The following is a 26,458-nucleotide window of genomic DNA, read 5'->3' on the forward strand; positions in this document are numbered from 1 at the left end:
GGACCGATAGGGGCGAACAGCCTTTCGCCGTGGGACACGCCGCGATCCGTCCGCTGCTCGCGCTGAGCGACAGGACACTGTGGACGGTCGTCTCCCGTGGCACCTCCCGTGCGCGAATTGGCCCCTTGTGAGCCGATCTTTTCCGGCGCAGCATGAGAAACCGGGCGGTCACGAAGGGAACCCGACTCGTCATGCGACAGTTCGCCGCTGGGAGTTTTCGCCCGCGCTCGCCGCCTTCACCGCGCGCCCGGCACCCCTGAACACGCCGGTGCGGACGGGCCGCGGAGACCTGGGAAGCCCCGTCCGCACCGGTCTCCGAGCTAGTCTCGGACCGGCGGAGCGAGCGTGAAGTAGGCTTCCTCCTCCTGGGCGAAATGCAGCGTGAGGATCGCGTCCAGCCCGTAAAGGGTGGCCCGGAGATCGTCGACCTGGTCGGGCTGGACACCCGCCGGCGACTCGGCCAGATGCCTGCCGAGCCGCCGCGCCAACCGGTCGATCTCGGCGTGGGCCCGGCTCATGGTCACGGTGCCCTCCGGCCCGCCCAGCACGCCGGCCAGCGCCGGGTACAGCTGGGTCTCTTCGGCCAGTTCATGGGGCAGCAGTTGCTCGGTCAGCAGCCGGTGCGCTTCCCGCACGGCGGCCTCCGCCGAGGGCCCGGCACCGTCGGCGAGGGCATCCGCCGCTCGCCGTACCGCGGCACGCGTCGGCAGCAGGGTCTCGTGTTCGTCCGCGAACCGGCGCAACAGCACCGTCGGCTGCGACGCGCGATGCCACGACAGCGGCCCGTGCAGTGCGCGCAGCGCGTTGAGGATCACCGCGACGTCGATGGCCTCCTGTACGAGCGCTCCCACGACGGGAACGAGCCACCCGAGCCCGGCCAGCACCATCGCGGCCACCGAGAGCAGGGTTCCCATGCCGGCGCTCTGCACCGCGAGCCGCCGGGCGCGGCGCGCGATCTCGACGGCGTCGGCGAGCCGGTCGAGGCGGTCGTCGACAATGACGGCGTCCGCCGCCTCGGCGGCGGCCGTCGATCCCCGGGAGCCGAGCGCGATCCCGATGTCGGCCGCCGCCAGCGCCGGGGCGTCATTGACCCCGTCACCGATCATCGCGGTCGTGCCGTGCTCGTGCTCGGCGCGGACCACGGCGACCTTGTCCGCCGGGGTCGCCTCGGCCTCGACCTCGTCCAGGCCGAGCAGCGTCGCGACCTCCGTGGCGTTGTCCACCCGGTCGCCGGTCAGCAGCACGATGTGCCAGAGCCCGGCCGCGCGCAGCCGGCGGATCGTACGGGCGGCGTCCCGGCGCAAGCGGTCGCGAACCAGCAGTGCGGCCTGGGGCACGCCATCGGCCATCACCCAGATCACCGTGGCGAGATCAAGCCTTCCGCGCCGTGCGGCACCGGCGGCCCACAGCGGCAACGCGGCGGTGTCCTCGAACTTGCCGACCCGCACCAGGCGTCCTCCGACGACGCCACTCGCGCCAAGCCCGGCGCGCTCCACGACGGACTCCGCGGCCAAGGGCTCCACGCCCGCGCGCCCCGCGGCGCGCAGGACCGCATCCGCCAGCACATGCGGCGAATACCGCTCCACACCCGCCGCCTCGGCGAGGACCTCCTCCGGCCGGACACCAGGCGCGCACGCGATGTCGACCACCTCCGGCCGTCCCGCGGTCACCGTGCCGGTCTTGTCCATGGCGAGGCTGCGCACCCGCCCGAGCGTTTCCAACGCCGCCCCGCCCTTGACCACCACGCCGGAGCGCGACGCCCTCGACAACCCGCCGGTCACCGCGACGGGAACCGCGAGCAGCAGCGGGCAGGGGGTCGCGGTCACCAGCACCGCCACCGCGCGTCCGGGATCTCCGGTGAGTACCCAGGCCGCCACGGCGATCAGCAGCGCCGCCGGGAGGAACCAGGCCGCTATCCGATCCGCCAGCCGGGCCACCGGGGCGCTTTCCGCCGCCGCCTGCTCCGCCAGCCGGACCACCCCCGCGTAAGTACTGCCTTCCGCCGTCGTGGTGGCGCGGAGATCGACCACGCCACCGGCGTTCAGCACGCCGCTGCGGACCGCGGCCCCCGCGGCGTGCTGGACCGGAGCCGCTTCACCGGTCAGCGCCGACTCGTCGAACTGCCCGTCCGCGAGCGCGACACCGTCCACCGGCACGATTTCCCCCGGCAGGACAACCACGACATCATCAGCACGCACTTCGGCGATCGGAACGGTGTCCACCCGGTCGCCCACACGGAGATGCGCACGGCTCGGTGCCCGCTCCAGCAGCGCCGAAAGATCACGACCCGCCCGCCGCGCGGCGTTCGATTCCAGCACCCGCCCGGTCGCGACCATCGCGGCGATGATGGCGCCCGCCAGATATTCGCCGACCGCGACCGTGCCACCGAGTGCCAGGACCGCGAGCAGGTCCGCGCCCCAGCGCCCGGCTCGCAGGTCGGCCACCACCCACACCACCGTGGGCACGAGTGCGGCCCCGGCGGCCACAGCCCACAGGATCGACGCCGCCGACGGCACGGAACACCACCAGGCGACGCCACCGGCGGCCAGGAGCAGCACCACACCCGCGAGCAGCAGCCATTCGGCCGGAATCCGTCGCCGCGTCTCACCCACCGACACCACCGTCTCTTCCCCGGGCCCCCGCATCTCAGCTTCCCCACGGCTGTGGAGGGGCGCCAGGGCATCGAGCCCCCGACGACGGGGACGTTCTGCCCTTACGCAGTGGCCGGCCCGGGACGAACCTGGAGTGGGCGGCTCCGGAGCATGCGGCGCGGCGGAGCCGCCGTTAGTCCACAGTGGACAGGAGAAGGCGATGGACCGGCTGAGCCCGCTCGACGCGGTCTTCCTGGAACTCGAAGACGCCGACCCGCACGTCTCGCTCGCGATCGCCTCTGTCGCGGTGCTCGACGGACCCGTGCCGCCGCACCGTGAACTCGTCGACGCGCTCACCACACGGCTTCCGCTGATGCCCCGGTACCGCCAGAAGATCCGCCGGTTGCCGTTCGACCTGGGAGCCCCGATCTGGGTCGACGACGACCGGTTCGACCCGGCCGCGCACATCCACCGCGTCGCGGTTCCGGCTCCCGGCGACCAGGACGCTCTCTGCGAACTGGTGGCGTTGCTCATGGCCGAGCGGCTCGACCGCGCGCGTCCGTTGTGGGAGGCCTGGGTGGTGGAAGGCCTCGCGGACGGGCGCTGGGCCATCCTGTCCAAGATCCACCATTGCCTCGCCGACGGGGTTTCCGGGGCCACGCTGCTGGAAACCCTGCTCACCGGCTCGCCGCGAGGGGTCCCGGTTCCCAGCGAGTTGCCGGACTCCGGCGTGTTCCCCCTCCTGCTGGACGCCGTGCGGGACATGGCGCGGGGCCCGGCGGACCTCCTGTGGTCGCTCACCGGTGAACTCCGTCGCCCGGCGCGGTTCGCCCGGCGGCTCGCCGACGCCGCCCGAGGACTCGGCGCGCTGTCGGAGGCACTGGTGCCCGCCGCCGCGTCGTCCCTGTCCGGCCCGCTCGGCACGGACCGCCGCTACGAGCTCGCCCATGCCCGGCTGTCCGAGGTCCACGCGGCGAGTTCCGCCCTCGGCGTCACGGTCAACGATGTCGTGCTCGCCGCCGTCGCCGGCGCGTTCCGGGACCTGCTGCGACGCCGGGGCGAGCGTCCCCGGCCCGGTTCGCTGCGAACGCTCGTCCCGGTTTCGGCGCGCACCGGTACCGAACCGGCCATTGTGGACAATCGTATCTCGGTCATGCTTCCCCGCCTCCCGGTCGACCTGCCGAGCCCGGCGGCGCGGCTGACCGCGGTCCACCACCGGATGTCAGCGCTGAAAACCAGCGGTGAGACCGCTGGTGGCATCGCGCTGACCGGCCTCGCCCGCCTCGTGCCGTTCGCGCCCTTGTCCTTCGGGATGCGCGCCGCAGCACGCCTCCCCCAGCGCAGTGTCGTCGCCGTCGCCACCAACGTCCCCGGTCCGCGGTCGCCGCTGTCCGTCCTGGGCCGGCCCCTCGTCGACCTCTACCCGTACGTGCCGATCGCGCTTCGGGTGCGGACCGGCGTCGCGGTACTGACCTACTGCGACCGGCTGACGTTCGGGATCACCACCGACCTCGACAGCGCGCCCGAGCGCGGTTACCTCGGCAAAGCCGTCGAGCACGAACTGGCCGCCCTGCTCGCCATGACGGACTGATCCGGACCGGGCATCGCGCAGCCGGCGAACCGGACGTGTCCCTCAGCAGGGGCCCAGATCGCCGAAGACGTTGCTGAAGCACCACCAGTCCGTCAGCGAAGCCCTGGGCACGTGGGCGTATTGAGTTGTGAAGTACATCAAGCCACTGATGTACTGGCTGACCGTCACTGTGCCGACCCACCGCCAGCCGGTGAAGCGGGTGATCCGGTCCGGCGTGATCCGGCAATCGGTCACGGTCTTGCCCTCCTGGTTGACCCCGGTCAGGCACGCCATGATGACGAAACGGAGATCGTTGACGAAGACGATCTGCTGGCCATCGACACCCGCGGGTTCCACCCAGGGACCGTGCACCGATTCCCTGGCGGCCGCGGTGGCGGTTCCACCGGTCGCTCCGGTGAGGCCGAGTACCAGGAAAACCAGCATACCCAGAAGAAGAGTTCTCCGTTCCCCACCGAATATCCCCCCCAACTGTATCTTCCTGGGATGGCCCCCACCGCTATGTTCGGCATTTTAATCGTCGGCAACGGAGCGTTCGCGACGTCAGGCGATGCTGTCGACGTGGGCGGGAAGTCCGAGGGACGCCATGGGTGCGTCCACGGGCAGCGACCAGCTTGCCAGGAATACCGATGCCGCCGCCAGTGGCCGGTTTTCCGGCGCCCCGGAAAACCGGCCGCAATGGTCTGTCAATACCTATACCGAAAGGAACTATCCGCGCCGACGGTGTTTCATCGCCCGGCGGACGTGAAATACGGAATGACACGGAAGACGGGAATCCGTGCCGCGATGTGCTCGAACTCGGCAAGCGGGGCACGCCGGTCCACCGGCACGTGCGGGCGGGCACCCGGCGCGACGGCCAAGTACCGGCGCAGAATGGGTGCCCGCACACCGGGATCGACTTCGCACAGGCGCACGGCCTCGCGGCGGCCGCGTCGCAACACGGCCCGGCCGTCCGCCGCGCGGACGTTACGCACCCAGTTCGTGCGCTCGCCGAGCATGGCCACGAGGTAACGTTCGCCCTCGTAGTCCGCGACGACCAAGGGGAACGCAACGACACGGCTGGTGCGGCGTCCCGGCACCTCCAGTGTCACCAACCGGCCCCGTCCACCGGGCCTGGCCGCGAACAGCGTGGCGGAGAGCCGGTTCTGCCACCGCGCCCACCGGTTCGGGCGGCCGCCCCGGTACATCCACCGGTGATACCGTGCCCACCAGTGGGCCATACGCCGCGGAGTTCGCGTCGCGAGCACCGAACCAGGGCCCTCCTCGCGTCTGTCTACTTCGGACATACTGGCTACCGCCACCGCCGCCGTGCCGCACCGAGGACCAGCCCCGCACCGACGGCCAGTGTGAGCAGCCCGCCCAGGGCCAGCCACGTCACCTCGAACCCGGTCGTGGCCAGGTCTCCCGTCCTGACCGGTCCGGTCGGTCGCGCGGCCACCGGCTGCGGCGACCCGGCTGCCGGGGGCCCTTCCGGGACATCGCCGCCGGGCTGGGTCACGGGGTCCGGGTCGGGTTGCTCCGGACCGGGGACGACGTAGTAGCACCGATGGCAGGGCAGGCTCCGGTCCGGTTCGGTCTCCCCGTCCCGTGCGATGAACTCCGGCTCGGAATAGACCAGCCGCCACGGCCCGACGATGCCGAAGTCGTACAGATCGGCGGGCAGGTTGTAGAACGTGAAGCTGCCGTTGGCTTCGGTCACCGCACGCGCGACGACCTTCCCCGTGACCTGGTTGCGCAGGTACACCTTCACACCGGGCAGGGGATCGCCGACCGGAAGGCCGAGCTGGGGTTTGTAGCGGAAGCGCGCCAGGCCGCCCATGGCCCGGGGCGCCACACCCCCGGGAATCCGCGCTGTCGCGGTGATGAGGTCCGACCAGTTGACGTTCGACGGCCCGTGGATCGTGCACCACACCCGTAGGTGCCCCACCGCGGCCGCGTCATCCGTGACCCGGACCGTCATGTCCACCGTCCGCGTCGTACCGGCGGGCACCGCGACGCCCGGCCCGCCCGCGGCCAGCTCTCCGGCATCGATACGCCCCGCCCCGCTCGTCCAGCAGTCCGCGGTCAGTCCCGTGAACAGCGCCGTACCGTTGTTGGTCAATTTCATCGCCAGGTGCGCGATGTCGTTCACGCGGTACGCCGGCCTCGTGAATGCCGCCGACTCGGCCAGCCAGGCCCTGAGCAACGGCTCCCCACGGACCAGCACGCCGGGCTCGTCGGCACCGGTCACCTCGACGCTCGGATGCGCCAGCGACCACTCGGTGCTGTCGAACCACATCCAGTAACCGCCCGCCGGCAAGTCGGGGAACGCGAACCGCCCGTCCGCGTCGGTGACGGTGCTCCGGACGACGTTCGGATTACCTCCCGAGGTACCGACCCGGATTCCGGCCAATGCCTCGCCCGGATCCATCACGTGGTTTCCGTTGCGGTCACCGTAGACCGTTCCGTGGTAGCCGCCGCGGACGAAGGTGACCGGGACCGACGCGGTGACGGTGTTGTCCGCCGGATTCGCGTCCTGGGCCTCGCCGGCCAGCCGGACCGTCACGGTGATGGTCAACGGCCCGGCCGGGGTCGTCACCAAACCGGTGTTCCTGCTCTCCACGGTCTGCCCCGGCTCGAGCCGGCCGCCGGTCGGCGGGAACAGCGGCGTCCACATCTGGCTCGACAGGTTCCCGGTGGAGACCACGTCGGCCTCGCTCACCACCACGGTGCCCACGTTGGTGACGACCGCGTGCACGGTGATCGGCTCGTGGCCGAGGTACGAAGGTTTGTCGAACCACACCGCCAGCCGCAGGTCCGGTTTCTCCTGCGCGGCCGCGGTCCGCCGCGGGAGGTGAGACGTTGTACCGCTCGGTCCGGACGAGGGCGGCTCCGCCTTGGCGGAGCGAGAAGTCGTTGTGGGGGAAGGCATTGTCGGAGGAGACGTGCTCGACGAAGGCGCTGCCGTTCTGGTCACCGATGGCGGAGGACTCGTCGTGGAGCCGGAAGTCGGGGTGACCGGCTTCTCCGTGCGCTCGGCCGGGGACGGCGGCACCTCCGGCCGCAGCTGTTCGCCGGACACGGGGCCCGCCGAAGCGGCGAGACAGAGTGCGGCCGCCGACAACACCGCACCGGCAGACCGGAGCAAACGCGCCATGAGCTACCCCTTCCACTGGGATTTCCTAGATGCCAAGCGGGGCCACGAAACCTTCGCCGTCTTTCGACGGTGCCGGAACGCGGCGACGCGCCACTAGAGCCGAACTGCCCCTGGCGGCGGGGCACGCGACGACCTCACGCCCGCACGATGGTCCCGGCGGTGCCCGCCACCAGCTCTGCCGCGTCTTCGAGACGGCCGATTCCCGCGAACCGCCCGCCACCGTCGACGAACCGGCACGCCGCCGTCACCTTCGGGCCCATCGACCCGGCGGGGAACGTCCGTGACCGCAACCGCGCGCTGGTGATCCGGTGGATCGGACGGGCCCGCGGTGTACCGAAATCCTCGTGGACGGCATCGACGTCGGTCAGCAGCAGCAAGGCGTCCGCACCGGTCTCCCGCGCCAGCAACGCCGCCGTGAAGTCCTTGTCCACCACCGCTTCCACGCCGTGCAGGCCGCTGTGTCCGTCCTCGACGACGGGAATGCCCCCGCCCCCGGCGCACACCACCGTGAGTCCCGCGCCGAGCAGCAGCTCCACCACGGGCAGCTCGACCAAACCCGCCGGTTCGGGCGAGGGAACCACGCGACGCCAAGCGGTGCCGTCCCGCGCGACCCGCCATCCCCGCCGCGCGGCGAGATCCCGCGCGATCGGCTCGTCGTAACCGGAACCCACGAACTTCGTCGGCCGGGCGAACGCGGGATCGTCGGCGCGCACCCGGGTACGCGTCAGCACGCAGACCGCGCTGAGCCCAGCGGCGGCACGGAGGGCGTTCACCAGCCAATAGCCGATCATGCCCTGGGTCTGAGCGCCCAGTACGTCCAACGGGTAAGGGTGATCCAGCACCGGATCGTCCTCGTTCTCCACTGCGAGAAGGCCGACCTGAGGACCGTTGCCGTGGGTGATGATCAGCTGGTGCTCGCGCGTGAGCGGGGCCAGCGCCTCGGCCGCGGCCATGACATGCTTTTCCTGGATCTCGGATTCCGGTGCTTCGCCCCGTTTCAGCAAGGCGTTCCCGCCCAGCGCGACGACGATCCTCATGACGCGACCGTGGCGACCATGACGGCCTTGATCGTGTGCATCCGGTTTTCCGCCTGGTCGAACACGATCGACGCCGGAGACTCGAAGACCTCCTCGGTCACCTCCAGGGCGTCGAGCCCGTACCGTTCGCCGATCCGCTGCCCGATCGCGGTGTCCCGGTTGTGCAGGGCGGGCAGGCAGTGCAGGAACTTGACGGCGGGATTTCCCGTGGCTCCCAGGAGTTTCGCGTTCACCTGGTACGGCAGCAACTGCTCGATGCGACGTCCCCAGGTCTCCTCGGGCTCGCCCATCGACAACCACACGTCGGTGTAGACGAAATCCGCATCCCGCACCGCCTCGGCGACGTCGTCGGTCACCAGCATCCGCGCCCCGGAATCGTGGGCGAGCGACGCGGCGAGGTCCCGGACCGTCCCGGCGGGCCACAGGTCCCGTGGCGCGCAGATCCGGACGTCCATGCCCAGCAGCGCGCCGGTGACCAGCAGCGAGTTGGCGACGTTGTTGCGGCCGTCGCCGAGGTAGCAGTAGGCCACCTCGTCCAGTGGTGCGGCCGAGTGATCGCGCATCGTGAGGACGTCGGCGAGCATCTGTGTCGGGTGCCAGGCGTCGGTGAGGCCGTTCCACACCGGGACACCGGCGTACGCGCCCAGTGTCTCGACGGCTTCGTGGTCCGAACCACGGAACTCGATCCCGTCGAACATGCGTCCCAGCACACGCGCGGTGTCCTTGACCGACTCCTTGTGCCCGATATGGGATTCCTCGGGCCCGAGATAGGTGATGTGGGCGCCTTCGTCGTGTGCGGCGACCTCGAATCCCGACCGGGTCCGGGTCGAGCTCTTCTCGAAGACCAGGGCGATGTTGCGGCCGTCGAGCCGCCGCGGCCGCGCGCCGGAGCGCTTCTCCCGGCGCAGTTCCGCGGCGAACTCCACCAGATGGAGGAACTCTTCGCGGGTGAGATCGGTTTCCTTGAGCAGATTGCGTCCGCGCAGGTCCATGGGCTTCTCCTGGGCTTCGGTGACAGTGGTCAGGCCGGGTCGCGTTCGATGGGACAGCTCATGCACCGTGGTCCGCCCCGTCCCCTGCCGAGTTCCCCGCCGGGCACGGTGATCACCTCGATACCGTGCTTGCGCAGCATCGTGTTGGTGGCGACGTTGCGGTCGTAGCCGACCACCACGCCCGGCGACACGGCGAGGTAGTTGTTGCCGTCGTCCCACTGCTCCCGCTCGGCGGCGCGGACGTCTTCGTCGGTCGACAGCACGGTCACTTCTCCGACCCGGAGCGTCGCGGCGAGGGTTTCCCACAGGCCGCGGTTCTGCCGGACGTCGACCGTGCCGGTCTCCTCGCCGGGAGTCACGGTCCAGGACCGCAGATTCCGGTCGAAGTAGGGGTAGAGGACGAACGTGGCCTTGTCGACCATCGTCATGAGCGTGTCCAGATGCATCATCGCGTGGGAGCGCGGAAGTTCGACGGCGACGACCGTATGGGCCTGGCCACTCGAGAACAACGCGCGGGCAAGGATTTCCACCGCCATCGGCGTGGTCCGCTCACCCATGCCGATCAGCGCGGCACCACCGCCGAGGACGTGCACGTCGCCGCCCTCGATGGTGGCCGGGAAGTGCTCGTCGTCGTCATCGCCGTAATACGCGGTGAACCGGCCCTCGGCGAACAACGGGTGGTAGCGGTAGATGGCCCGCGCGTGCAGGGTTTCCCGCTGCCGCGCGGGTTTCGCCATGGGATTGATCGACACGCCGTCGTAGATCCAGCAGGAGTTGTCGCGCGGGAAGAGGTGATTGGGCAGCGGGGGCAGCAGGAAGTCGTCGGCCCGCAGCGTGTGCCATTTCAGGCTTTCCGCTCGCAGTGGACGCAGGTCGGCCTTCAGCACGCCACCGATCAGCGCGGCGGCGAGGCCGGTGCCGTCCAGGTCGCCGAACAGTCCCCGCAACGGCCCGACCAGCGCGGGACCGACGATGTCCGGAGCGCAGACCCGGTCGAGCACGAACGCCCTGCCCGCGTCGGTGTCGAGCGTTTCCGCGAGCAATTGCCCGAAGTAGTGCACGCGCACACCCCGCTCACGCAACGCTTCGGCGAAAACGTCGTGCTCCTCCTTGGCTTTCGTCGCCCACATCACGTCGTCGAACAGCAGCTCGCGGACATTGCGCGGGGTGAGCCTGGCCAGCTCGGTACCCGGCCGGTGCAGGACGACCTGTCTCAGGCGGCCCACCTCGGACGCCACACCGAATCCCATCACGGACACTCCGTTCCTCGTCGATCCGTCGCCGGTCATGCCGCTCGCGGCCACTGCTCACCCGGCCCGGTGGCGCCGTCCCCGGCCTCGTGGCGCCGCTCCCGGCGCGCCTTGACGAAGGCGTAGAGCACCAGGCCGAGCAGCATCAGGAACATCGCCTGGTACACGGCGGCGTAGCCGGCCGCGAAGGTCACCCACAGCGAGAACAGGACGCTCACACCGGTGACCAGCAGATCGCGGACCAGCAACCATCCCCGCACCCGTCGGCGCCGGGACACCAGGTAGGACAGCTGGGCACAGGCCGAGAACAAGTACGGGACGGCGATGGTCACCACGGAAAGATTGACCAGGAACGTGAAAACGGCCAGCCCCGAGGTCGCGGTGTACCGCCACAGCATCAGCAGCGACGGCAGCGCCGCCGCGACGAGGACACCGAGCCACGCGGTGTCCTTGCGATCGGCCCAGGTGAAGAAGCGCGGGAACAGGCCGTCGTTCGCCGCGGCCCGCGAAACCTCGGCGGTGACCAGCGTCCAGCCGTTGAGCGCGCCGATACCGGAGACCACCGCGAGCGCGGCCACGAGTTTCCCCGCCCAGGCCGCGTGCGGGAAGATCGCCTCGACGGCCGGGACGAACGGGGTTCCGGTGTTCACCAGGACGTCGTGCGGGACCAGGCCCATCACCGCCGCCGACACCGCCACGTACAGGATCGCGCTCGCCGCGGTCCCCAGCAGGGAGGCACGGCCGACGTTGCGACCGGGATCCCGTACCCGCTTCGCGGTGACGGCGGCCACCTCGACGCCGATGAAGGCGAACAGCGCGACACCCGCCGTGATGCCGATGGCACTGTAAAGGCTGCCGCCCGAGGCGTTGAATGCGCCGAAGTTGGCGTTCGAAACGAAGAACCAGCCGACCACGGCCACCAGCAGCAGTGGCAGGAACTTCACCGCCACGGTCAGGTTCTCGAACCAGGCAATCTGCCGGACACCGCTCAGGTTCACCAGTGCCGGAACCCACAAGCCGAGCAGCGCTATCCCCCAGTTGGTCCAGCCGGCCGGATTGTCGATCCCCAGCAGGGAATCGACGTAGAGCACCCACGAGGACACGATCGCGGCGTTGCCGACCCACGCCGAAACCCAGTAGCACCAGCCCGTGAGATACCCGGCGAAATCACCGAACTCGTTCCGTGCGTAGGCGTAGAGACCGCCGTCGGCGTCCGGCACCCGCCGCGTCAACTGTCCGAAAAGGACAGCGAGCAGGGCCGCACCGGCGGCGATGACGGACAGCACCACCAGTGAGCTGGTCCCCGCGCCCGCCAGCACGGCGGGCATGGTGAAAACCCCGGTGCCGATGACGCTGCCGACGACAAGTCCGGTCGCGGACGGCAGGCCGAGCGACCACGCTCGGCGCCCGGCGGGCGCGGACGGCCGGGCGGGTTTCGATCTGGACATCGGTCTCCCTCGGTGAGAACGGCTGCCCTCATCAGACCCGTACCGGGTTCACCCCGCCCAGAGACCTTTGATCCTCCTCCGAGGACCAAAGTAACCACCCGGCCTTGCCCTACGTCCGTCGGCGAACCCGTCCGGCGCACACCAGAACCTTCGTCACCCGAGGACGAGCCTTTCGGCCCTGTGCGTGAACAACCCACCGCGGCATCCTGAAGACAGTCCAGGGCCGCCGCACCGCTGGACCTTCCCCGGGTACCGCTCCCCGCCCCCCGCCGGGGAAGGGGTGGCCGTCCTCCCCTGACGGCCACCCGACGCGGCACTCACCACAGTGGACGGACGCCGGGTGCCCGCGCGGCGTCGGTGACCACCGATCCGTGATTCCGTCGAGCCGTGCCCGGCAGGCTCACAGGTGCAGTTCGCGGCAGACCTTGCCGATCTGCTCGGCCGAGGCGCGCAACCGGGCGAGTTCGTCACCGGAGAGCGCCGCGGGCTCGGCCGCTCCCGCACCGTCCCTGCCCACCAGCCGGGGCAGGGACATGCACACCCCGCCGATGCCGGGGAAGTCGCGGACCAGGCTGCTGACCGGCAGGATCAGCCGCTGGTCGCCGATCATCGCGTCGAGCACGTAGGCCACCGCCAGCCCGACGGCGTAGTTGGTGGCGCCCTTGCCCGCGATCACCTCGTACGCGGCGTTGACCACAGTCCTGGCGATGTCGTCCCGGACCGCGGGGGTGAAGACCTGCGTGCCATCGACCACCCAGTCGGCCACCGGCACCGAGCCGATGAACGCTCCCGACCACAGCGGCACCGAGCTGTCGCCGTGCTCACCGGCGATGTAGGCACGCACGCTGGGCACACCGACCCCGGCGCGTTCGGAGATCAGCGAGCGCAGCCGGGAGGAGTCCAGCACCGTTCCCGAGCCGACGACGCGGTGCGCCGGAAGGCCACTGACGGTGAGCACCGCGTGGGTGATGACGTCGACCGGATTGGTGACCGGCAGCAGGATCGCCTCCGGTGCCACCGCCAGCAGCCGGGGCACCAGCGACCGGACCATGGCCACGTTGGCTTCCGCGAGCGCCATCCGGCTCTGGCCGCGCCGCTGTTTGGCTCCGGCCGTGATCACCACGACGTCGGCGTCCGCGCACACGCCGATGTCGTCGCCGCCGACGATCGAGGCGGCCGGGGTGAACATGCTGCCGTGCCGCAGATCGAGTACCTGGGCACGCACCTTGGCCGCGTCGGTGTCGTACAGCGCGATCGTATGTGTCACACCGTGGATCTGGCAGGCGTAGGCGATCGTGGAACCGACCGCGCCCGCGCCGACGATCGCGACCTTGGTGCCATGCGGCGCCCGATGTACGGGGAACAACTGGGACACTCCGTTCTCCTCACTCGGCGGACCAAGCCTTCGAACGCGGCCTGGGCGAGCGCCTCGTCCGCGCTCCGGCCGCCATCTCCCGGCTACCTCCGTCGCCACACGACTCCTCGATAGGTGCTGCTCGCGCCGTCGTAGCCGATCCCGATGATCACGTTTCCGCGTTCGCTGACGTGTTGTGCCTCGAACGTGTCGGGCAGGTCCGGCGGCAGGGGAAGTGCGGTGATCGTTCCCCGGCGGTCCCAATAGACCGGCAGCGGATTGCGCTCTCCGGGGTTGGCCCGGCTGGATTCACCGACCACCATGCCCGCGTTGTTCAGGTCGGAACAGCGGCTCTCGGCGTCTTGGGGCAGCGACCCCAGCACCGCTATCCGGCCCAGCCGGTCCCATCGCACGCATCGGGCACGCTGGTTCAGGTCCCTGCCCTGGCCGAGCACCTCGTCGTGGTCGTTGAGTTTGGCACCGGAGGCACCCTGGAGCGAGGGATCGGTACCCAGCCGGGTCACGTGCCCGCGCCGATCCCACACGATCGTGGTCCCCAGGATCGATCCACGATTGTTCACACTCAGCGGGTAGTAGCCCTCCGGCGGAGGCAGTTTCGTGATTTTGCCATCCGCGCTCCATTTCACGCCGACGAGGTAGCCGGAGGTGTCGCGCGCGATCCCGGCCATCTCATCGCGGTCGTTGATAGCCACGGCTTGCGACTCTCCGCCGTCCAGCGCCTCCAGCGTGACAAGCCGTCCGCGCGCGTCCCAGCGCGCCGCGTGATAACGGTAGTCCGGGGTCATGGCGTTGCCCATGACCGACCCGCGCGCGTTGATCACCGCACCGGCACTCGATATCGCGCCCGGCGGCAGGGGCAGTTCCTCGACGCGCCCCGCGCGATTCCATCGGACAGGGTGCAGCGATTCCCAGTCCCCGAGGTAGACGTTTCCGCCTATCTCGCCGGAATCGTTGACACTCGTGGGTGAGCCTCCCGTGTACCCGCGAGGGAGCGGAAGGGCCGATACGCGGTCATCCCGGTCCCAGCGGACCGGGCGCCGGCCGGACTGTCCCACCACCGTCCCCGCGTCGTTCACGGCATTGGCGTAGGTTCCCGAGTCGCCGGGCATCGGCGTCAGGTGAAGGGGAACGTACTCGGCGGAAGGTACCGCGGCGGCCTCGGCCGTCGGCAGAGCGAGGAAATTCAGGCCGAGTACGCTACTCGCCAGCAACACCAAGGAACCGGAACTTCTCGCGAGCATTGTCTGCCTTTTCCGGAATCCGAGCACGGGCCTGCTCATTTCGCGCTCGGGTACTTGGCGAGGATTTCCCGCAGCGCGGAGACGAAACGCAGGGACTCGTCGTGTTCACGCTGCCAGACGTTGCGGCCGAAGATCAGCCCGGTCGCGCCGGCCTCCATCGATTCGCGTGCTTTCTCCAGCATCGCCTCGTCCCCCGCCTTGCCCCCGCCCGAGACCAGCAGCAGCGTCCGGCCCGCGGACCGCACGACCGCGTCGATCGCCTGCTGGCTGGTGAACTCACCGGTGTAGCGCTCCGGCACACCGGCGGTCTTCTCCGGATGAGGGAAGTTCACCTTCACGACGTCGGCGCCAAGCTCGGCCGCCGTCCGTGCCGCGTAGTCGACGGCGTAGAACGAATCCCGGCCGCCCTTCGCCTCGACCGCGGAACCACGCGGGTACGCCCACACGATCAGCGGCATCCCCAGGCGCCGGGCATCCGCCCGCACCTGCCGGTACTGCGCGAAATCGCGCTCCTGCGCCGGAGTCCCGACATAGAGGGTGTAACCGACAGCGTCCGCGCCGAGCCGCACAGCCTCCTCGACGTTGCCGTGCAGCGGGGAAAGCGCCTCGCTGTCGGACGGGATTTCGGTCTTTCCGTTCAGTTTCAGCACCAACGGGACTTCGCCCGCGTAATCCCAATAGAACTTCTCGGCCAAGCCGATCTGGATCGCGATCCCGTTGAACCCGCCTTCGATCGCGAGTTTGACGACGTACCGCGGATCACCAGCCGCCGGATTCGCGAAGAAGTCGCGCGGGCCGTGCTCGAGCCCCTGGTCGTACGGCAGGAAGAACGCCGTCCCGTTCCGGAGCCCGTGCTCGTGCAGGATCCGGTGGAGCCTGGTCTTCTTGCCGGCGTTCAGCCCGAGCTCACTCAGCTGGGGACGGTGCGTCATGACGGCCTCCAGATTGGCGGTAGCGCTGCCCCGCCAGTGAACTCCCGGCCACCGGCCGCCGCCGGGGCCGGAGGGCACCGGTCCCGGGGACCAACGACCCTCGCCGGGCCGGGCCGGCGCGGCGATGCTGTCCCAGGAAAGGCGCACCGAACGGCCTCGACCATCCACAAAGGACTTCAGACCTTCGGAGGAGTGGACATGCGGTTCCGCGACCTGCCGCGCGGCGGCGTCCCTGTCGCCCGCGAGGGGGACGACGCGCTCGCCGTCCGCCCCGTCCTGAACGCGGCGAGGCGGCGATGACCTGGCAGCCAATCACCAAGCCCGGTGCCGTCCGTGCTCACGCGAACGTGACCGACTACGCCCGTGCCCGGCGGGAGTTCAGCTGGACCGCCGCCCGCTCGCTCCTGTCCGGTCTGCCCGGCGGTGGGCTCAACATCGCGTACGAAGCCGTCGACCGGCACGCCATCGGCCCCCATGCCGCGAAGACCGCGTTGCGCTGGGTGGATCGTGGGGACCGGACGCATGAGCTGACCTACGCCGAGCTGTCCGAGCGGACGAACCGATTCGCCAACCTGCTGCGCGGTCTCGGAGTGCGCACCGGGGACCGGGTTTTCACCCTCCTCGGCCGGGTCCCCGACCTGTACGTCGCGACGTTGGGGACGCTCAAGGCGGGCTGCGTCCTGTCCCCGCTGTTCTCGGCGTTCGGGCCCGAACCGATCCGGCAGCGCCTGAATCTCGGTGAAGGCACCGTCCTGGTCACCACACCCGCGCTCTACCGCCGGAAAATCCGCGCCATCCGGGCGGCGCTGCCGTCCCTGCGGCACGTGCTGCTGACCGGCGACGGCGAGGAGCCCGGCACGATCGCGCTCGCTCCGGCACTCGCCGCCGCCGACCCCACGTTCGAGATCGCCGTGACCGCACCGGACGACCCCGCACTGCTGCATTTCACCAGCGGTACCACCGGTACCCCGAAGGGCGCGCTACACGTCCACGAGGCCGTGCTGGCCCACCACGTCACCGCCCGCTACGCACTGGACCTGCGCGCCGAGGACGTGTTCTGGTGCACCGCGGATCCGGGCTGGGTGACCGGGATGTCCTACGGCGTCCTCGCGCCGCTGACCCTCGGCGTCACGCTGATCAGCGACGAGGGCGACTTCGACGCCCGGCGCTGGTACCGCGTGCTCGCCGAGCAGCACGTCACCGTCTGGTACACCGCGCCGACCGCGCTGCGGATGCTGATGCGCGACGACCGGGAGCCCGGCGCCGATCTGTCCGCACTGCGGTTCGTGGCCAGCGTCGGCGAACCGCTGAACCCCGAGGTCGTGGTGTGGGGCGAGCGGAAGCTGGGGCTTCCCGTGCACGACAACTGGTGGCAGACCGAGACCGGGGCGATCATGATCGCCAACCTCGCCGCCGAGGAGATCCGGCCGGGCTCCATGGGCCGCCCGCTACCCGGCGTCGAGGCGGGACTGCTCGAACGCGGCGAGGACGGCCGCGCCCGCGTCATCGAGGGGAAGGTGCACGAAGTCACCGCCCCCGGGGCCGAGGGCGAACTGGCGCTGAGGCCCGGCTGGCCGTCGATGTTCCGAACCTACTGGGGAGATCCGGAACGCTACGCCGCCGCGTTCGCCGACGGCTGGTACCTCACGGGAGACGTCGCCCGCCGGGACGCCGACGGCTACTACTGGTTCGTCGGCCGGGCCGACGACGTCATCAAGTCCGCCGGGCACCTCGTCGGGCCGTTCGAGGTCGAAAGCGCGCTGCTGGCACATCCGGCCGTCGCGGAGGCCGGGGTGATCGGCAAGCCCGACCCGGTCGCCGGCGAGCTGGTCAAGGCGTTCGTGTCACTGCGGCCCGGCCACGAACCGAACGACGAGCTGCGGCTCGACCTGCTGGCGTTCGGCCGCCGTGCGCTGGGGGCGGTGGCACCGAAGGAGATCGTCTTCGATCAGCGGCTGCCGCACACCCGCAGCGGCAAGGTCATGCGCAGATTGCTCAAGGCGAGGGAACTGGGCCTGCCCGAAGGCGATTTGTCCACATTGGAGGGTTCGGCATGAGCGAAGCCAGCGAACCGATCACCCGCACCAAGCAGCGGACCGAACTGCTGCGGCAGATGCTGCGGATCCGCCGGTTCGAGGAGCGCTGTGTCGAGTTGTACAGCGCCGCGCGGATCCGCGGGTTCATGCACCTCTACATCGGCGAGGAGGCGGTCGCCACCGGCGTGCTGCAGGCACTGACGCCGGAGGACGCGGTGGTCTCGACCTACCGCGAGCACGGCCACGCACTCGCCCGCGGCCTGCCGATGGACGCGGTGCTCGCCGAGATGTACGGCCGCACCACGGGGTGCAGCCGCGGCCGGGGCGGGTCGATGCACCTGTTCGACGCCGACCGCCGCTTCTACGGCGGCAACGCCATCGTCGGCGGTGGCTTGCCGGTGGCGACGGGACTCGCGCTCGCCGACGAGATGGCCGGGCGGCGCCGGGTCACCGTGTGCCTGTTCGGGGACGGCGCGGTGGCCGAGGGAGAGTTCCACGAATGCCTCAACCTCGCGGCGCTCTGGCGGCTGCCGGTGCTGTTCTGCTGCGAGAACAACCTCTACGCCATGGGGACCCGCATCGACCGCGCACAGGCCGAGACCGACCTCTCCGCGCGCGCGGCGTCCTACGGTATGACGGCCGTGCAGGTGGACGGGATGGACGTGCTCGCCGTCACCGAAGCCGCCGACCGGGCCGTCGAATCCGTCCGGAACGGGGCCGGGCCCTGCTTCCTGGAACTGCGTACCTACCGGTTCCGCGCCCATTCGATGTACGACCCGGACCGCTACCGTGACAAGTCCGAAGTGGAACACTGGAAGGACCTCGATCCCATCCCCCGCTTGATCACGACGATGCGAGAGGAGGACGGGCTCGACGACGACGCGATCACGGCACTTGAGTCCGAAGTGGACGAAGAGCTCGACACCGCCGTCGCGACCGCCGAGTCCGGCCCGCTCGAGCCCGTCGAAGACCTCACCAGGTTCGTCTACTCGGAGCGATCATGACCACATACCGAGAAGCTCTGCGCGAAGGCTTGCGCGACGTACTGCGCGAGGACGAACGCACCTTCCTGATGGGTGAGGACGTCGGCGCGTACGGCGGCTGCTTCGCGGTCAGCCTCGGGCTGCTGGAGGAGTTCGGCCCGCGCCGGATCCGGGACACCCCGCTTTCGGAGTCCGCCTTCGTCGGAGCCGGGATCGGCGCGGCGCTCGGCGGGCTGCGGCCGATCGTCGAGATCATGACGGTCAACTTCAGCCTGCTCGCGCTGGACCAGATCCTCAACAACGCCGCCACCATCCTGCACATGTCCGGTGGCCGGCTCAACGTGCCACTGGTGATCCGGATGACGACCGGCGCCGGGCGCCAGCTCGCCGCCCAGCATTCGCACAGCCTCGAAGGCTGGTACGCGCACATCCCCGGGCTGCGGATCATCACTCCCGCCACGCTGGAGGACGCCCGCGGGATGCTCCAGACCGCGGTGGCCGACCCCGATCCCGTGCTGCTGTTCGAGCACGGCGCGCTGTACAACGTCTCCGGCGAACTCGCCCCGGAAGCCGGGCCGGTCGACATCGACCGCGCGGCGATCCGCCGCTCCGGCACCGACGTCACCCTCGTCGCCTACGGCGGCACCCTGGGCACCGCGCTCACCGCCGCCGAAGAACTCGGCCGCGACGGCGTCGACGCCGAAGTCGTCGATCTGCGGACGTTGCGGCCCTTGGACGAGGACACGGTGCTCGGCTCGGTGTCCCGGACCCATCGGCTCGTCGTGGTCGACGAGGGCTGGCGCAGCGGCAGCCTCTCGGCCGAGATCGCCGCCTGCGTCGCGGAGAAGGCCTTCTACGAACTGGACGCGCCGATCGAGCGGGTGTGCACCGCGGAGGTGCCGATCCCGTATGCCCAGCAACTCGAACAGGCAGCGCTTCCCCAACCTGCCGACGTCGTCGCGGCGGCTCGCCGGACGGTGGCCTGAGATGGCCGAGTTCCTGATGCCCGCGCTGGGTGCGGACATGACCGAAGGCACCGTACTCGAATGGCTCGTGCGGCCCGGCGACACCGTGCGCAAAGGCGACGTCGTCGCCGTCGTGGACACCGCCAAGGCGGCGATCGAGGTCGAATGCTTCACCACCGGGACCGTCGGTGAACTCCTGGTCCCCGTCGGTACCAAGGTTCCGGTCGGCACCCCGCTGGCCATGATCGACGGCACGTCACCACGGACGCCGTCGGCGAAGACGCCGCCACCGCAGGGCTCACCGCCCGCGGCAGGCGAGCCCCGCCCGGCCGCCGGGGGACACTCCCAGCCCCGGCGGCCGGGCATCCCCGCCACGATCAGGCTCGCCGACCCGCCCGCGCGTGTCTTCGCCGCGCGCGAAGGCGTCGACCTCACCCGGCTGCACGGCACCGGCCGCGACGGCCGGATCACCCACGCCGACGTCGCCCACGCGCTGGCCGCTCCCGCTCGCACCACGACGGAGCGAGCCCGCGTATCGCCCTATGCCCGGCGGCTGGCCCACGAACTCGACGTCGACCTCACCATGCTCGCGCCGGAGACACCGGGCGGAGCGATCCACGCCCGGCACGTGCGCTCGGCCGCCGGGCCCGCCACCGCGCCCGGACACGTACCGGAGCAACGGCGCGCCCAGGATCCGGCCGCGATGCGGCAGGCCATCGCCGCGCTGATGGCCAGGGCCAAGCGCGAGATCCCGCACTACTACCTCTCGAGCACCATCGACCTCGACCCGGTCATGACCTGGCTGCGCGAGCACAACCGTCGCGTGCCGGTGACCGAGCGGATCCTCCCCGCCGCCGCGCTGCTCAAGGCGACCGCACTCGCCGCCGTCCGGGTCCCCGAACTCAACGGGCACTGGGTCGACGGAGGCTTCCGGCCCGGCGACGCCGTACACCTCGGTGTCGCCGTCGCGCTGCGCGGCGGCGGACTCGTCGCTCCGGCGATCCTCGACGCGGCGAAGCTTTCCCTGCCGGAGACCATGGCGGAGTTGCGTGCCGTGGTCGCTCGCGCACGGTCGGGAAGCCTGCGCTCGGCCGACCTGACCGCGGGCACGCTGACCGTGACGAACCTCGGCGACAACGGCGCCGAGTCCGTGCACGGCGTGATCTACCCGCCGCAGGTGGCGCTCGTCGGATTCGGCGCGATCACCCATCGGCCGTGGGCTGTCGACGGGATGCTCGGCATCCGCCCGCTGGTCACCGCCACCCTCGCCGCCGACCACCGCGCCAGCGACGGCGCGACCGGCTCCCGGCTGCTCACCACCATCGCCACTCTGCTGCGCCATCCGGAGGAGCTATGACCAAGCCACTCAGCCGCGAAGAAGCCACCGAGTTCGTTCAGTCCGCGCTCCGCGGTTTCGCGACCGACGACGAACTCAGTGCCCTTCCCCCCGACGAAAACCTGCGCGACGCGTTGGAACTGGACTCGATGGACTTCCAGACCTTCGTCGAACGGCTGTCCACCGGGCTGGACCGCCGCATCGACGAGGACGACTACGGCCGCCTGCTCACCCTGCGCTCGGCCGCCGATTTCCTCACCGCACAAGGGTGAACCGGCGCCGCTCGCTGCGTTACCGAAGCAGCGAGCGGCGAACCGGCCGGGCCCGGTCCGGCGAACCTCGGCCCCGGGCCGATACGGGAGAACTCGGTCACCGCCCGTTCGCGAGCGTCGCGTAGCGGGCACCGAGTCCGTCTCCCCACGCACGGGCCCGGTCGTTCTCGCCCTCGGACAGCACCGTACCCGGATCGCTCGAGTCCACGAAGAAGCTCTCCGGCGGTACCAGCAGCTCACAGCCCAGTAGCCGCAACCGTTTCCACGCACCGACCGCCGCCGAACCAGTGAGCCAACGTGGCTTCGCGATCCGGGTATCGAACACCGCCGTGGCCAGCTCCGCCGGCGCCTTCTCCAGCGTGTCCAGCCATTCCCGCAACCCGGTCCGCTTCGAACGAGTACCGGACCGCGCCTGGCGGGCCGCCTCTTCCCGGGTACGCCGACGGGTCATTCCATGAGCGTGTGTCGGCCCGCCCGCCACCAGCAACCCGATGCCATCCAAGGCCGAAGGCGCGTCGTCCACGTTCACCACCTCGACCGGCACGTGGGGCGCGAGTCCCGCGCCGACCGCCTCGGCCACCAGCTCGGTGTTCCCGAACATCGATTCGAACACCACGACGGCCCTCGTCGAACCCATCAGGAACCTCCTCGGTACGGGCAACCGGATCGACATTCCGACGATCCCTCGCACACCACTCCGGGGAACAGGAACGAAAGGCCCGGCAAGCAAGGCATTCCGGCTCTTCTCCCGGCGTGGCGCTCGGTCAGTCGGTGAGGTCGACTCGGATGGGGAGCAGGTCCGTTCCGACGGTCCGGACGGTGGCGCTGGTGAATCGGGGCAGGTTCCGGAGCCGGGCAACGGCATCGTCCTCGGGTACGAGGTGGGCGACGCCGTGATGCCATTGTCCGCCGATGCGAACACGCACCTCGGGCTTGGCGAGGATGTTGCGCACGTACTGGGGTTTCCGGCCGTGTTCGGAGACGAACCAGAACTCCCGCCCGACGCGACGGCCGCCGATGGGTGTCCGCCTGGGCAGCCCGGACTTCCGGCCGGTCGTCTCCAGCAGGGACTGACCGCGCAGCCGGGCGGTCACCGGGTTGAGGACCCGCCGCTGCAGGGTCGTGACCACGCGGTACTTGAGGATGGATCGACGTGGCATGCGTAGCTCCCGAGGAATGCACCGGTGGCCGCGGTGCGCCGCGCCCCGCGGAACCGACTGTCGTGTTTGGACGGTTGCTGTACGTTTTCCCGACCGCCTGCGGAGGTGCCCGGGCGTGGGGCTGACGCGCGGCTACGACATCCTCGGTTGGTAGACGTGCTCGTCGTCGCGGTCCACCACGGTGATCTCGGCGTCATCCACCAACCGGTCCAGCCGGTTCGCCGCCATCGTCCCGCCGGTTCCGCCCCCGAGCACCACGATCCGCTGTGTCATTGCCCCAGTTTTCGCGCCCGGTGACCGGCCGGATAGGGACTTCGGTCCCCGCGACCGAGGACCCGACGGCCGGTCCGCGTCGCGGGCCCGATGCCGGAACGACAGACGAAAGTCCCCGCGTACCAAGTCTTTTGCGGAAGCACGCCGACGTGACCAGCCCCTTGGGCGAAGCACGGAGCCCGTTCACGACGGGCACGGCGCATTTTCGGTCTCGGCGAGAGCCCGAGCCGCCGGTGACTTTCGGCCGTATCCGCCGGAACCTCGGACGCGGGAATATCGGACAGGCATCGCGCCACAGGCTGGAGGCGGGTGGAATGAGCACTCTCGGGGCCATGATCGTTGTGGCGATCACCGCGTTCGTCACGACCGGCTGTGGCGGTGGCGGTACCACCGCGGCACCGGTGCCGCCGGGTACCCCGGCGACCGCCTCGGACTTCGCCCCGACCGCCGACCCGGCTCCCCCGCCGCCCTCTCCCAGCGCCTCGGCCCCTCCGCTCGGCACTTCGGCCGTGCCGACCGCACCTGTAGCCGCTCCGGAATCATGCGGAACAGACGGATGGGGCGCGGCGCCCAAGGCAGCCGAGGGATTCAGCCGCGCGAGCCTCTATCTGGTCCGTATCGGCAGGCACGACTGCTACGACCGGGTCGTCTTCGACCTCAACGGCCCGGCACCGGCGGGATTCTCCGTGCGGTACGTCCCGGTCGTGACCTCCGACCCCAGGGGCGAACCCCTGCCGGTGCCGGGCGGCGCGGTGCTCCAAGTGGTCGTCCGGGCGCCCGGACTCGGCGATGACGACTCCGGGCATCAGCCCGGCCGGGTACTCGCAAGGACCGGCGACCAGCTGTACGGTCCCGCCCAGCTGGCGGGCTGGCCGTCGCTGCGTGCGGTGCGGTTCGCCGGATCCTTCGAAAGCCAGTGCACCTTCGCCGTCGGAGTACGCGTCCGGCTGCCGTTCCGCGTCTTCACCCAGCTCGACTCCGGCGACCAGATCCGCCGGGTGGTCGTCGACATCGCGCATTGACCGCGCCGACGTGGGTACCCCTCACCGCGGCGACCGAGAGCACGAACTCCAGCGGTCCGCTCCCCGGCCGGGTGCGGAGACGGGGCGGCACACCGGCAGTTCAGTGTGAGGAGACGACCATGCCATGCCTTGATCACCTACCGGTGCCGAACCTCGGCCGGCGACTCTCTCGTCCATAGTGGACGTTCATGACGCGGTCACCCTCGGGGTGGAAGAGGAGTTCCTCCTGCTCCACCCGGAGACGGGTGAGGTGGTGTGCGCCGCCCCCCGGCTGCTGGGACTGCTCGCCCGTGAACCCACGGTGATGCCGGAACTGATGCGCTTCCAGATCGAAACCGCGACCACCGTCCGCCGCCGGCTCGAGGACGTCCGCGCCGACCTGACGAGACTCCGGCGGCGGCTGGCCGATGCCGCCGATCGCGCCGGCTGCGTCGTCGCGGCCACGGGGGTCGCCCCCTTCGGAGTCGCGCCGGGTACCTCCGCCCTGACCCCGAGCCGCCGGTATCTCACGCTCGCGAAACGGTTCCCCGGTCTCATCGCCGACGCGGGAACCTGTTCCTGCCATGTGCATGTGGGCATCCCGTCCCGCGAGAGCGGACTCCGCGTCATCGCCGAACTGCGGCCCTGGCTACCGGTCCTGCTGGCGATCACCGCCAACTCGCCGTTCAGGCACGGCCGGGAGTCCGGCTGGGCGAGCGCACGGTACGCCCTGTGGTCCCGCTGGCCCACCGCACGACCGCCCTCGGCGTGGCCGGGCGTCACCGACTACGACACCGAAGTCACCGAGGCGATCCGGTCCGGTGCCGCACCCGACGAGCGCGGCCTGTACTTCTACGCGCGGCTCTCACCCCGCTACCCGACCGTGGAGGTCCGGATCGCCGATACCTGTCTGGACGTCGAAGACGCGGTGCTGCTGGCCGGGCTGGTACGCGCGCTCACCGTCACGGCACTCCGAGACGATCCGCCTCCGGTCCGTCCCGTTCACGACCGTGCGATATCCGAAGCGCTGTCCGCCGCCGCCCGGCACGGGCTGACCGGTCCTGGCCTCGATGTCCGGACCGGGGCCGTGCTCTCTCATGAACGCCTCGTCGACCAACTCTTGGGTCATCTGCTTCCGGCTCTCGACGCATGCGGCGACCTCGACGTGGTGAAGCGGCGCGTGGACGAACTCCGGGGACACGGTGGAGGCGCGGCACGCCAGCGCGCACTGCGCGCCGCTTCGGCCTCTCCGGCCACGTTCGTCGCCCGGCTGGCCGGAGCCACCGTGACCGGCCCGCACCGATGACCGGCGAAGCCACCCGCGACCGGTGTCGCTCTCCTGCCACGAATCCCGGCACTGGACGACACGTAGTCCTTACGTCACAACAGAACTCGTTCGCGATCTCGCGGAACGACCGCGACGAGACCGTGTTCGGCGCGTAACCTCTCGGCCAGTGCCGCGGAGCCGTCGGGCTCACCATGAACCAGATACGCGGTCCCCGGCGGCTCCCCCGTACTCGCCCACGCCACCAGCTCGTCGGCGTCGGCGTGCGCACTGAACGCGTCGAGCTGAACGACATCGGCGCGTACCGGGACGTAACGGCCGTGGATCTTGATCTGCCGGGCGCCGGAGGCGAGCTGACGGGCACGGGTTCCCGCGGCGGCGTACCCGGCGATCAGGACGGTGTGCCGGTAATCCGGCAGCAGATATTCGAGATGGTGCAGAATTCGCCCGCCGGTGGCCATCCCGGACGCGGAGATGACGATCGACGGCATCCGCGGCGCGTTGACCCGCATCGACTCTTCGACCGTCCGCAGCTCCGTGAGCCTGCCCGGCGTCAGCGGGTCGTGCCCGGCCAGCTCCGGGCGGATCTCCGGCCAGCCCTGCCGCAACGCCTCCCGGTACACCCGCAACGCCGCCAGCGCCATCGGGCTGTCCACATACACCGGTAGCTCCGGAATCTCCTTGTCCCGCATCAGTTTCGCCAGCGTGACGAGCACGACCTCGGTCCGGTCGACGGCGAACGCGGGGATCAGGACGCTCCCGCCCCTGCCGGCCGTGCGGCGGATGGTCTCCGCCAAGGTCGCGAGGGCGTTCGCGTCGTGGTGTGTCCGGGCACCATAGGTGGACTCCAGCACCAGCGCGTCGCAGGAGGGCCGCGGCTGCGGCGGCCGCAGCAGGCTGTGCCGCGGTCTGCCCAGGTCACCGCTGAACACCACGCGGCGCCCGGCCGCGTCCAGCCGCGCCCACGCCGATCCGAGGATGTGCCCCGCCTGTCCGAAGTGGAGGGTGAGGCCCGGCGCGATCTCGGTGTCCCGCCCGTATTCGACCACCCGCAACTGGCGGATCGCCTTCTTCGCGTCTTCGGCGTCATAGAGCGGAAGTGCCGGGCGGTGCTTGGACCAGCCGTACCGGTTCGCGTGTTCGGCTTCCTCGATCATGAGGTGCGCGCTGTCCTTGAGCACGATCGGGACCAGCTCGGCGGTCCCCGGCGTCACGAACACCGGACCACGCCAGCCCGCGCGAGCCAGTACCGGAAGGTACCCGCAGTGGTCCAGGTGCGCGTGCGTCACCACGACCGCGTCCACCCCTGCCAGCCGGGGCGGCATCGGCGCCCAGTTCCGCCTGCGCAGTTCGGCCAGTCCCTGGAACAGCCCGCAATCGACGAGCACCCGCGCGTCTTCGGTTTCGACGAGGTGTTTGCTGCCGGTCACCGTTCCCGCCCCGCCGTAGAAGGTCAGCGACGGCGGCCGCGCAGGCCCGGTTGTGGCCATCTGGGTACTCCTCGTTCCGTTCGACTATCCACAGTGGACGACTATGATCGCGAGCCGCTGTGGACCG

General features: G+C 70.5%; 24 protein-coding genes. 9 read left to right on the forward strand and 15 right to left on the reverse strand.

Annotated features, from left to right (window positions below; all coding sequences use genetic code 11):
* Nucleotides 1-320: 320 nt before the first annotated feature.
* Nucleotides 321-2,645, reverse strand: a complete 2,325-nt coding sequence (locus ACFW0G_RS27280; protein ID WP_378328248.1) for a heavy metal translocating P-type ATPase — start codon at nucleotides 2,643-2,645, stop codon at nucleotides 321-323.
* 166 nt (nucleotides 2,646-2,811) lie between these two features.
* On the opposite strand from ACFW0G_RS27280, the gene ACFW0G_RS27285 reads away from it, so the two are divergent.
* Entirely contained in the window at nucleotides 2,812-4,182 is a 1,371-nt protein-coding gene (locus ACFW0G_RS27285) for a wax ester/triacylglycerol synthase family O-acyltransferase (protein WP_378328249.1), read from the forward strand.
* Nucleotides 4,183-4,224: 42 nt separating this feature from the next.
* On the opposite strand, the gene ACFW0G_RS27290 is transcribed toward ACFW0G_RS27285, so the two are convergent.
* The 3 genes from ACFW0G_RS27290 to ACFW0G_RS27300 form a co-directional block, all read right to left on the reverse strand.
* Complete coding sequence (locus ACFW0G_RS27290; RefSeq protein ID WP_378328250.1) at nucleotides 4,225-4,605, reverse strand: hypothetical protein; 381 nt, start codon at nucleotides 4,603-4,605, stop codon at nucleotides 4,225-4,227.
* 302 nt (nucleotides 4,606-4,907) lie between these two features.
* Nucleotides 4,908-5,366: a nitroreductase family deazaflavin-dependent oxidoreductase gene (locus ACFW0G_RS27295; protein ID WP_378328251.1), complete on the reverse strand. Its 459-nt coding sequence runs from the start codon at nucleotides 5,364-5,366 to the stop codon at nucleotides 4,908-4,910.
* A gap of 104 nt (nucleotides 5,367-5,470) precedes the next feature.
* Entirely contained in the window at nucleotides 5,471-7,090 is a 1,620-nt protein-coding gene (locus ACFW0G_RS27300) for a hypothetical protein (RefSeq protein ID WP_378328252.1), read from the reverse strand.
* A 13-nt stretch (nucleotides 7,091-7,103) separates the two neighbouring features.
* Between ACFW0G_RS27300 and ACFW0G_RS27305 the strand changes: the two genes are divergently transcribed.
* The gene (locus ACFW0G_RS27305; protein WP_378328253.1) at nucleotides 7,104-7,412 is read left to right on the forward strand and encodes a hypothetical protein; all 309 of its coding nucleotides are present in this window, start codon (nucleotides 7,104-7,106) and stop codon (nucleotides 7,410-7,412) included.
* Between the two features lie 37 nt (nucleotides 7,413-7,449).
* Here ACFW0G_RS27305 and ACFW0G_RS27310 read toward each other — a convergent pair whose 3' ends face one another.
* The 7 genes from ACFW0G_RS27310 to ACFW0G_RS27340 all read right to left on the reverse strand — a co-directional run bounded on the left by ACFW0G_RS27310 (nucleotide 7,450) and on the right by ACFW0G_RS27340 (nucleotide 15,590).
* Entirely contained in the window at nucleotides 7,450-8,352 is a 903-nt protein-coding gene (locus ACFW0G_RS27310; protein WP_378328254.1) for a carbamate kinase, read from the reverse strand.
* Nucleotides 8,349-9,344 (reverse strand): ornithine carbamoyltransferase, encoded by a 996-nt coding sequence (argF, locus tag ACFW0G_RS27315; RefSeq protein ID WP_378328255.1) that lies wholly within the window; start codon nucleotides 9,342-9,344, stop codon nucleotides 8,349-8,351. Before argF ends, ACFW0G_RS27310 begins: the two co-directional genes overlap by 4 nt.
* Before the next feature lie 29 nt (nucleotides 9,345-9,373).
* Nucleotides 9,374-10,594 carry an arginine deiminase gene (locus ACFW0G_RS27320; RefSeq protein ID WP_378328256.1) on the reverse strand — a complete coding sequence of 407 codons (1,221 nt, stop codon included), beginning with the start codon at nucleotides 10,592-10,594 and terminating at the stop codon, nucleotides 9,374-9,376.
* Nucleotides 10,595-10,629: 35 nt separating this feature from the next.
* Nucleotides 10,630-12,042 carry an amino acid permease gene (locus tag ACFW0G_RS27325; RefSeq protein ID WP_378328257.1) on the reverse strand — a complete coding sequence of 471 codons (1,413 nt, stop codon included), beginning with the start codon at nucleotides 12,040-12,042 and terminating at the stop codon, nucleotides 10,630-10,632.
* A 400-nt stretch (nucleotides 12,043-12,442) separates the two neighbouring features.
* The gene (locus ACFW0G_RS27330; RefSeq protein WP_378328258.1) at nucleotides 12,443-13,417 is read right to left on the reverse strand and encodes an L-lactate dehydrogenase; all 975 of its coding nucleotides are present in this window, start codon (nucleotides 13,415-13,417) and stop codon (nucleotides 12,443-12,445) included.
* Nucleotides 13,418-13,500: 83 nt separating this feature from the next.
* On the reverse strand, nucleotides 13,501-14,631 hold the full coding sequence (locus tag ACFW0G_RS27335; protein ID WP_378328259.1) for a hypothetical protein: 1,131 nt from the start codon (nucleotides 14,629-14,631) through the stop codon (nucleotides 13,501-13,503).
* A 62-nt stretch (nucleotides 14,632-14,693) separates the two neighbouring features.
* Nucleotides 14,694-15,590: a class I fructose-bisphosphate aldolase gene (locus ACFW0G_RS27340; protein ID WP_378328260.1), complete on the reverse strand. Its 897-nt coding sequence runs from the start codon at nucleotides 15,588-15,590 to the stop codon at nucleotides 14,694-14,696.
* Nucleotides 15,591-15,886: 296 nt separating this feature from the next.
* Between ACFW0G_RS27340 and acsA the strand changes: the two genes are divergently transcribed.
* The 5 genes from acsA to ACFW0G_RS27365 are packed head-to-tail and all read left to right on the forward strand — an operon-like array spanning nucleotide 15,887 to nucleotide 21,182.
* Nucleotides 15,887-17,647: an acetate--CoA ligase gene (gene acsA, locus ACFW0G_RS27345; RefSeq protein ID WP_378328261.1), complete on the forward strand. Its 1,761-nt coding sequence runs from the start codon at nucleotides 15,887-15,889 to the stop codon at nucleotides 17,645-17,647.
* A complete protein-coding gene (gene pdhA, locus ACFW0G_RS27350) occupies nucleotides 17,644-18,630 on the forward strand; it encodes a pyruvate dehydrogenase (acetyl-transferring) E1 component subunit alpha (RefSeq protein WP_378328262.1) in 987 nt (328 codons plus the stop codon). Before acsA ends, pdhA begins: the two co-directional genes overlap by 4 nt.
* Complete coding sequence (locus ACFW0G_RS27355; protein WP_378328263.1) at nucleotides 18,627-19,595, forward strand: alpha-ketoacid dehydrogenase subunit beta; 969 nt, start codon at nucleotides 18,627-18,629, stop codon at nucleotides 19,593-19,595. Before pdhA ends, ACFW0G_RS27355 begins: the two co-directional genes overlap by 4 nt.
* On the forward strand, nucleotides 19,519-20,931 hold the full coding sequence (locus ACFW0G_RS27360) for a dihydrolipoamide acetyltransferase family protein (protein ID WP_378328264.1): 1,413 nt from the start codon (nucleotides 19,519-19,521) through the stop codon (nucleotides 20,929-20,931). The genes ACFW0G_RS27355 and ACFW0G_RS27360 overlap by 77 nt, the downstream gene beginning before the upstream one ends.
* Nucleotides 20,928-21,182, forward strand: coding sequence for a phosphopantetheine-binding protein (locus ACFW0G_RS27365; protein WP_378328265.1), 255 nt, complete (start codon nucleotides 20,928-20,930; stop codon nucleotides 21,180-21,182). The genes ACFW0G_RS27360 and ACFW0G_RS27365 overlap by 4 nt, the downstream gene beginning before the upstream one ends.
* Before the next feature lie 97 nt (nucleotides 21,183-21,279).
* Here the strand turns inward: ACFW0G_RS27365 and ACFW0G_RS27370 are convergent, their stop codons facing one another.
* From ACFW0G_RS27370 to ACFW0G_RS27380, 3 genes are all read right to left on the reverse strand, one after another.
* Complete coding sequence (locus ACFW0G_RS27370) at nucleotides 21,280-21,819, reverse strand: flavodoxin family protein (RefSeq protein WP_378328266.1); 540 nt, start codon at nucleotides 21,817-21,819, stop codon at nucleotides 21,280-21,282.
* Nucleotides 21,820-21,946: 127 nt separating this feature from the next.
* Complete coding sequence (locus ACFW0G_RS27375) at nucleotides 21,947-22,342, reverse strand: nitroreductase/quinone reductase family protein (RefSeq protein ID WP_378328267.1); 396 nt, start codon at nucleotides 22,340-22,342, stop codon at nucleotides 21,947-21,949.
* A 132-nt stretch (nucleotides 22,343-22,474) separates the two neighbouring features.
* A complete protein-coding gene (locus ACFW0G_RS27380; RefSeq protein ID WP_378328268.1) occupies nucleotides 22,475-22,615 on the reverse strand; it encodes a tryptophan 7-halogenase in 141 nt (46 codons plus the stop codon).
* A gap of 314 nt (nucleotides 22,616-22,929) precedes the next feature.
* Here ACFW0G_RS27380 and ACFW0G_RS27385 point away from each other — a divergent pair, with 314 nt between their 5' ends.
* On the forward strand, nucleotides 22,930-23,637 hold the full coding sequence (locus ACFW0G_RS27385) for a hypothetical protein (RefSeq protein ID WP_378328269.1): 708 nt from the start codon (nucleotides 22,930-22,932) through the stop codon (nucleotides 23,635-23,637).
* A 178-nt stretch (nucleotides 23,638-23,815) separates the two neighbouring features.
* On the forward strand, nucleotides 23,816-24,922 hold the full coding sequence (locus ACFW0G_RS27390; protein ID WP_378328270.1) for a glutamate--cysteine ligase: 1,107 nt from the start codon (nucleotides 23,816-23,818) through the stop codon (nucleotides 24,920-24,922).
* A 74-nt stretch (nucleotides 24,923-24,996) separates the two neighbouring features.
* Here the strand turns inward: ACFW0G_RS27390 and ACFW0G_RS27395 are convergent, their stop codons facing one another.
* Nucleotides 24,997-26,391 carry an MBL fold metallo-hydrolase RNA specificity domain-containing protein gene (locus ACFW0G_RS27395; RefSeq protein ID WP_378328271.1) on the reverse strand — a complete coding sequence of 465 codons (1,395 nt, stop codon included), beginning with the start codon at nucleotides 26,389-26,391 and terminating at the stop codon, nucleotides 24,997-24,999.
* Nucleotides 26,392-26,458: the final 67 nt, after the last annotated feature.

Source organism: Amycolatopsis sp. NPDC058986 (assembly GCF_042741125.1).
Classification (GTDB): Bacteria; Actinomycetota; Actinomycetes; order Mycobacteriales; family Pseudonocardiaceae; genus Amycolatopsis.

Coding starts and splice junctions, on each gene's coding strand:
- ACFW0G_RS27295 (WP_378328251.1), bottom strand. CDS start 5,366: ATGTACCGGGGCGGCCGCCCGAACCGGTGGGCGCGGTGGCAGAACCGG.
- ACFW0G_RS27310 (WP_378328254.1), bottom strand. CDS start 8,352: ATGAGGATCGTCGTCGCGCTGGGCGGGAACGCCTTGCTGAAACGGGGC.
- ACFW0G_RS27285 (WP_378328249.1), top strand. CDS start 2,812: ATGGACCGGCTGAGCCCGCTCGACGCGGTCTTCCTGGAACTCGAAGAC.
- ACFW0G_RS27370 (WP_378328266.1), bottom strand. CDS start 21,819: ATGGGTTCGACGAGGGCCGTCGTGGTGTTCGAATCGATGTTCGGGAAC.
- ACFW0G_RS27365 (WP_378328265.1), top strand. CDS start 20,928: ATGACCAAGCCACTCAGCCGCGAAGAAGCCACCGAGTTCGTTCAGTCC.
- ACFW0G_RS27325 (WP_378328257.1), bottom strand. CDS start 12,042: ATGTCCAGATCGAAACCCGCCCGGCCGTCCGCGCCCGCCGGGCGCCGA.
- pdhA (WP_378328262.1), top strand. CDS start 17,644: ATGAGCGAAGCCAGCGAACCGATCACCCGCACCAAGCAGCGGACCGAA.
- ACFW0G_RS27320 (WP_378328256.1), bottom strand. CDS start 10,594: ATGGGATTCGGTGTGGCGTCCGAGGTGGGCCGCCTGAGACAGGTCGTC.
- ACFW0G_RS27290 (WP_378328250.1), bottom strand. CDS start 4,605: ATGCTGGTTTTCCTGGTACTCGGCCTCACCGGAGCGACCGGTGGAACC.
- acsA (WP_378328261.1), top strand. CDS start 15,887: ATGACCTGGCAGCCAATCACCAAGCCCGGTGCCGTCCGTGCTCACGCG.
- argF (WP_378328255.1), bottom strand. CDS start 9,344: ATGGACCTGCGCGGACGCAATCTGCTCAAGGAAACCGATCTCACCCGC.
- ACFW0G_RS27375 (WP_378328267.1), bottom strand. CDS start 22,342: ATGCCACGTCGATCCATCCTCAAGTACCGCGTGGTCACGACCCTGCAG.
- ACFW0G_RS27360 (WP_378328264.1), top strand. CDS start 19,519: ATGCCCAGCAACTCGAACAGGCAGCGCTTCCCCAACCTGCCGACGTCG.
- ACFW0G_RS27355 (WP_378328263.1), top strand. CDS start 18,627: ATGACCACATACCGAGAAGCTCTGCGCGAAGGCTTGCGCGACGTACTG.
- ACFW0G_RS27300 (WP_378328252.1), bottom strand. CDS start 7,090: ATGCCTTCCCCCACAACGACTTCTCGCTCCGCCAAGGCGGAGCCGCCC.
- ACFW0G_RS27380 (WP_378328268.1), bottom strand. CDS start 22,615: ATGACACAGCGGATCGTGGTGCTCGGGGGCGGAACCGGCGGGACGATG.
- ACFW0G_RS27395 (WP_378328271.1), bottom strand. CDS start 26,391: ATGGCCACAACCGGGCCTGCGCGGCCGCCGTCGCTGACCTTCTACGGC.
- ACFW0G_RS27385 (WP_378328269.1), top strand. CDS start 22,930: ATGAGCACTCTCGGGGCCATGATCGTTGTGGCGATCACCGCGTTCGTC.
- ACFW0G_RS27280 (WP_378328248.1), bottom strand. CDS start 2,645: ATGCGGGGGCCCGGGGAAGAGACGGTGGTGTCGGTGGGTGAGACGCGG.
- ACFW0G_RS27340 (WP_378328260.1), bottom strand. CDS start 15,590: ATGACGCACCGTCCCCAGCTGAGTGAGCTCGGGCTGAACGCCGGCAAG.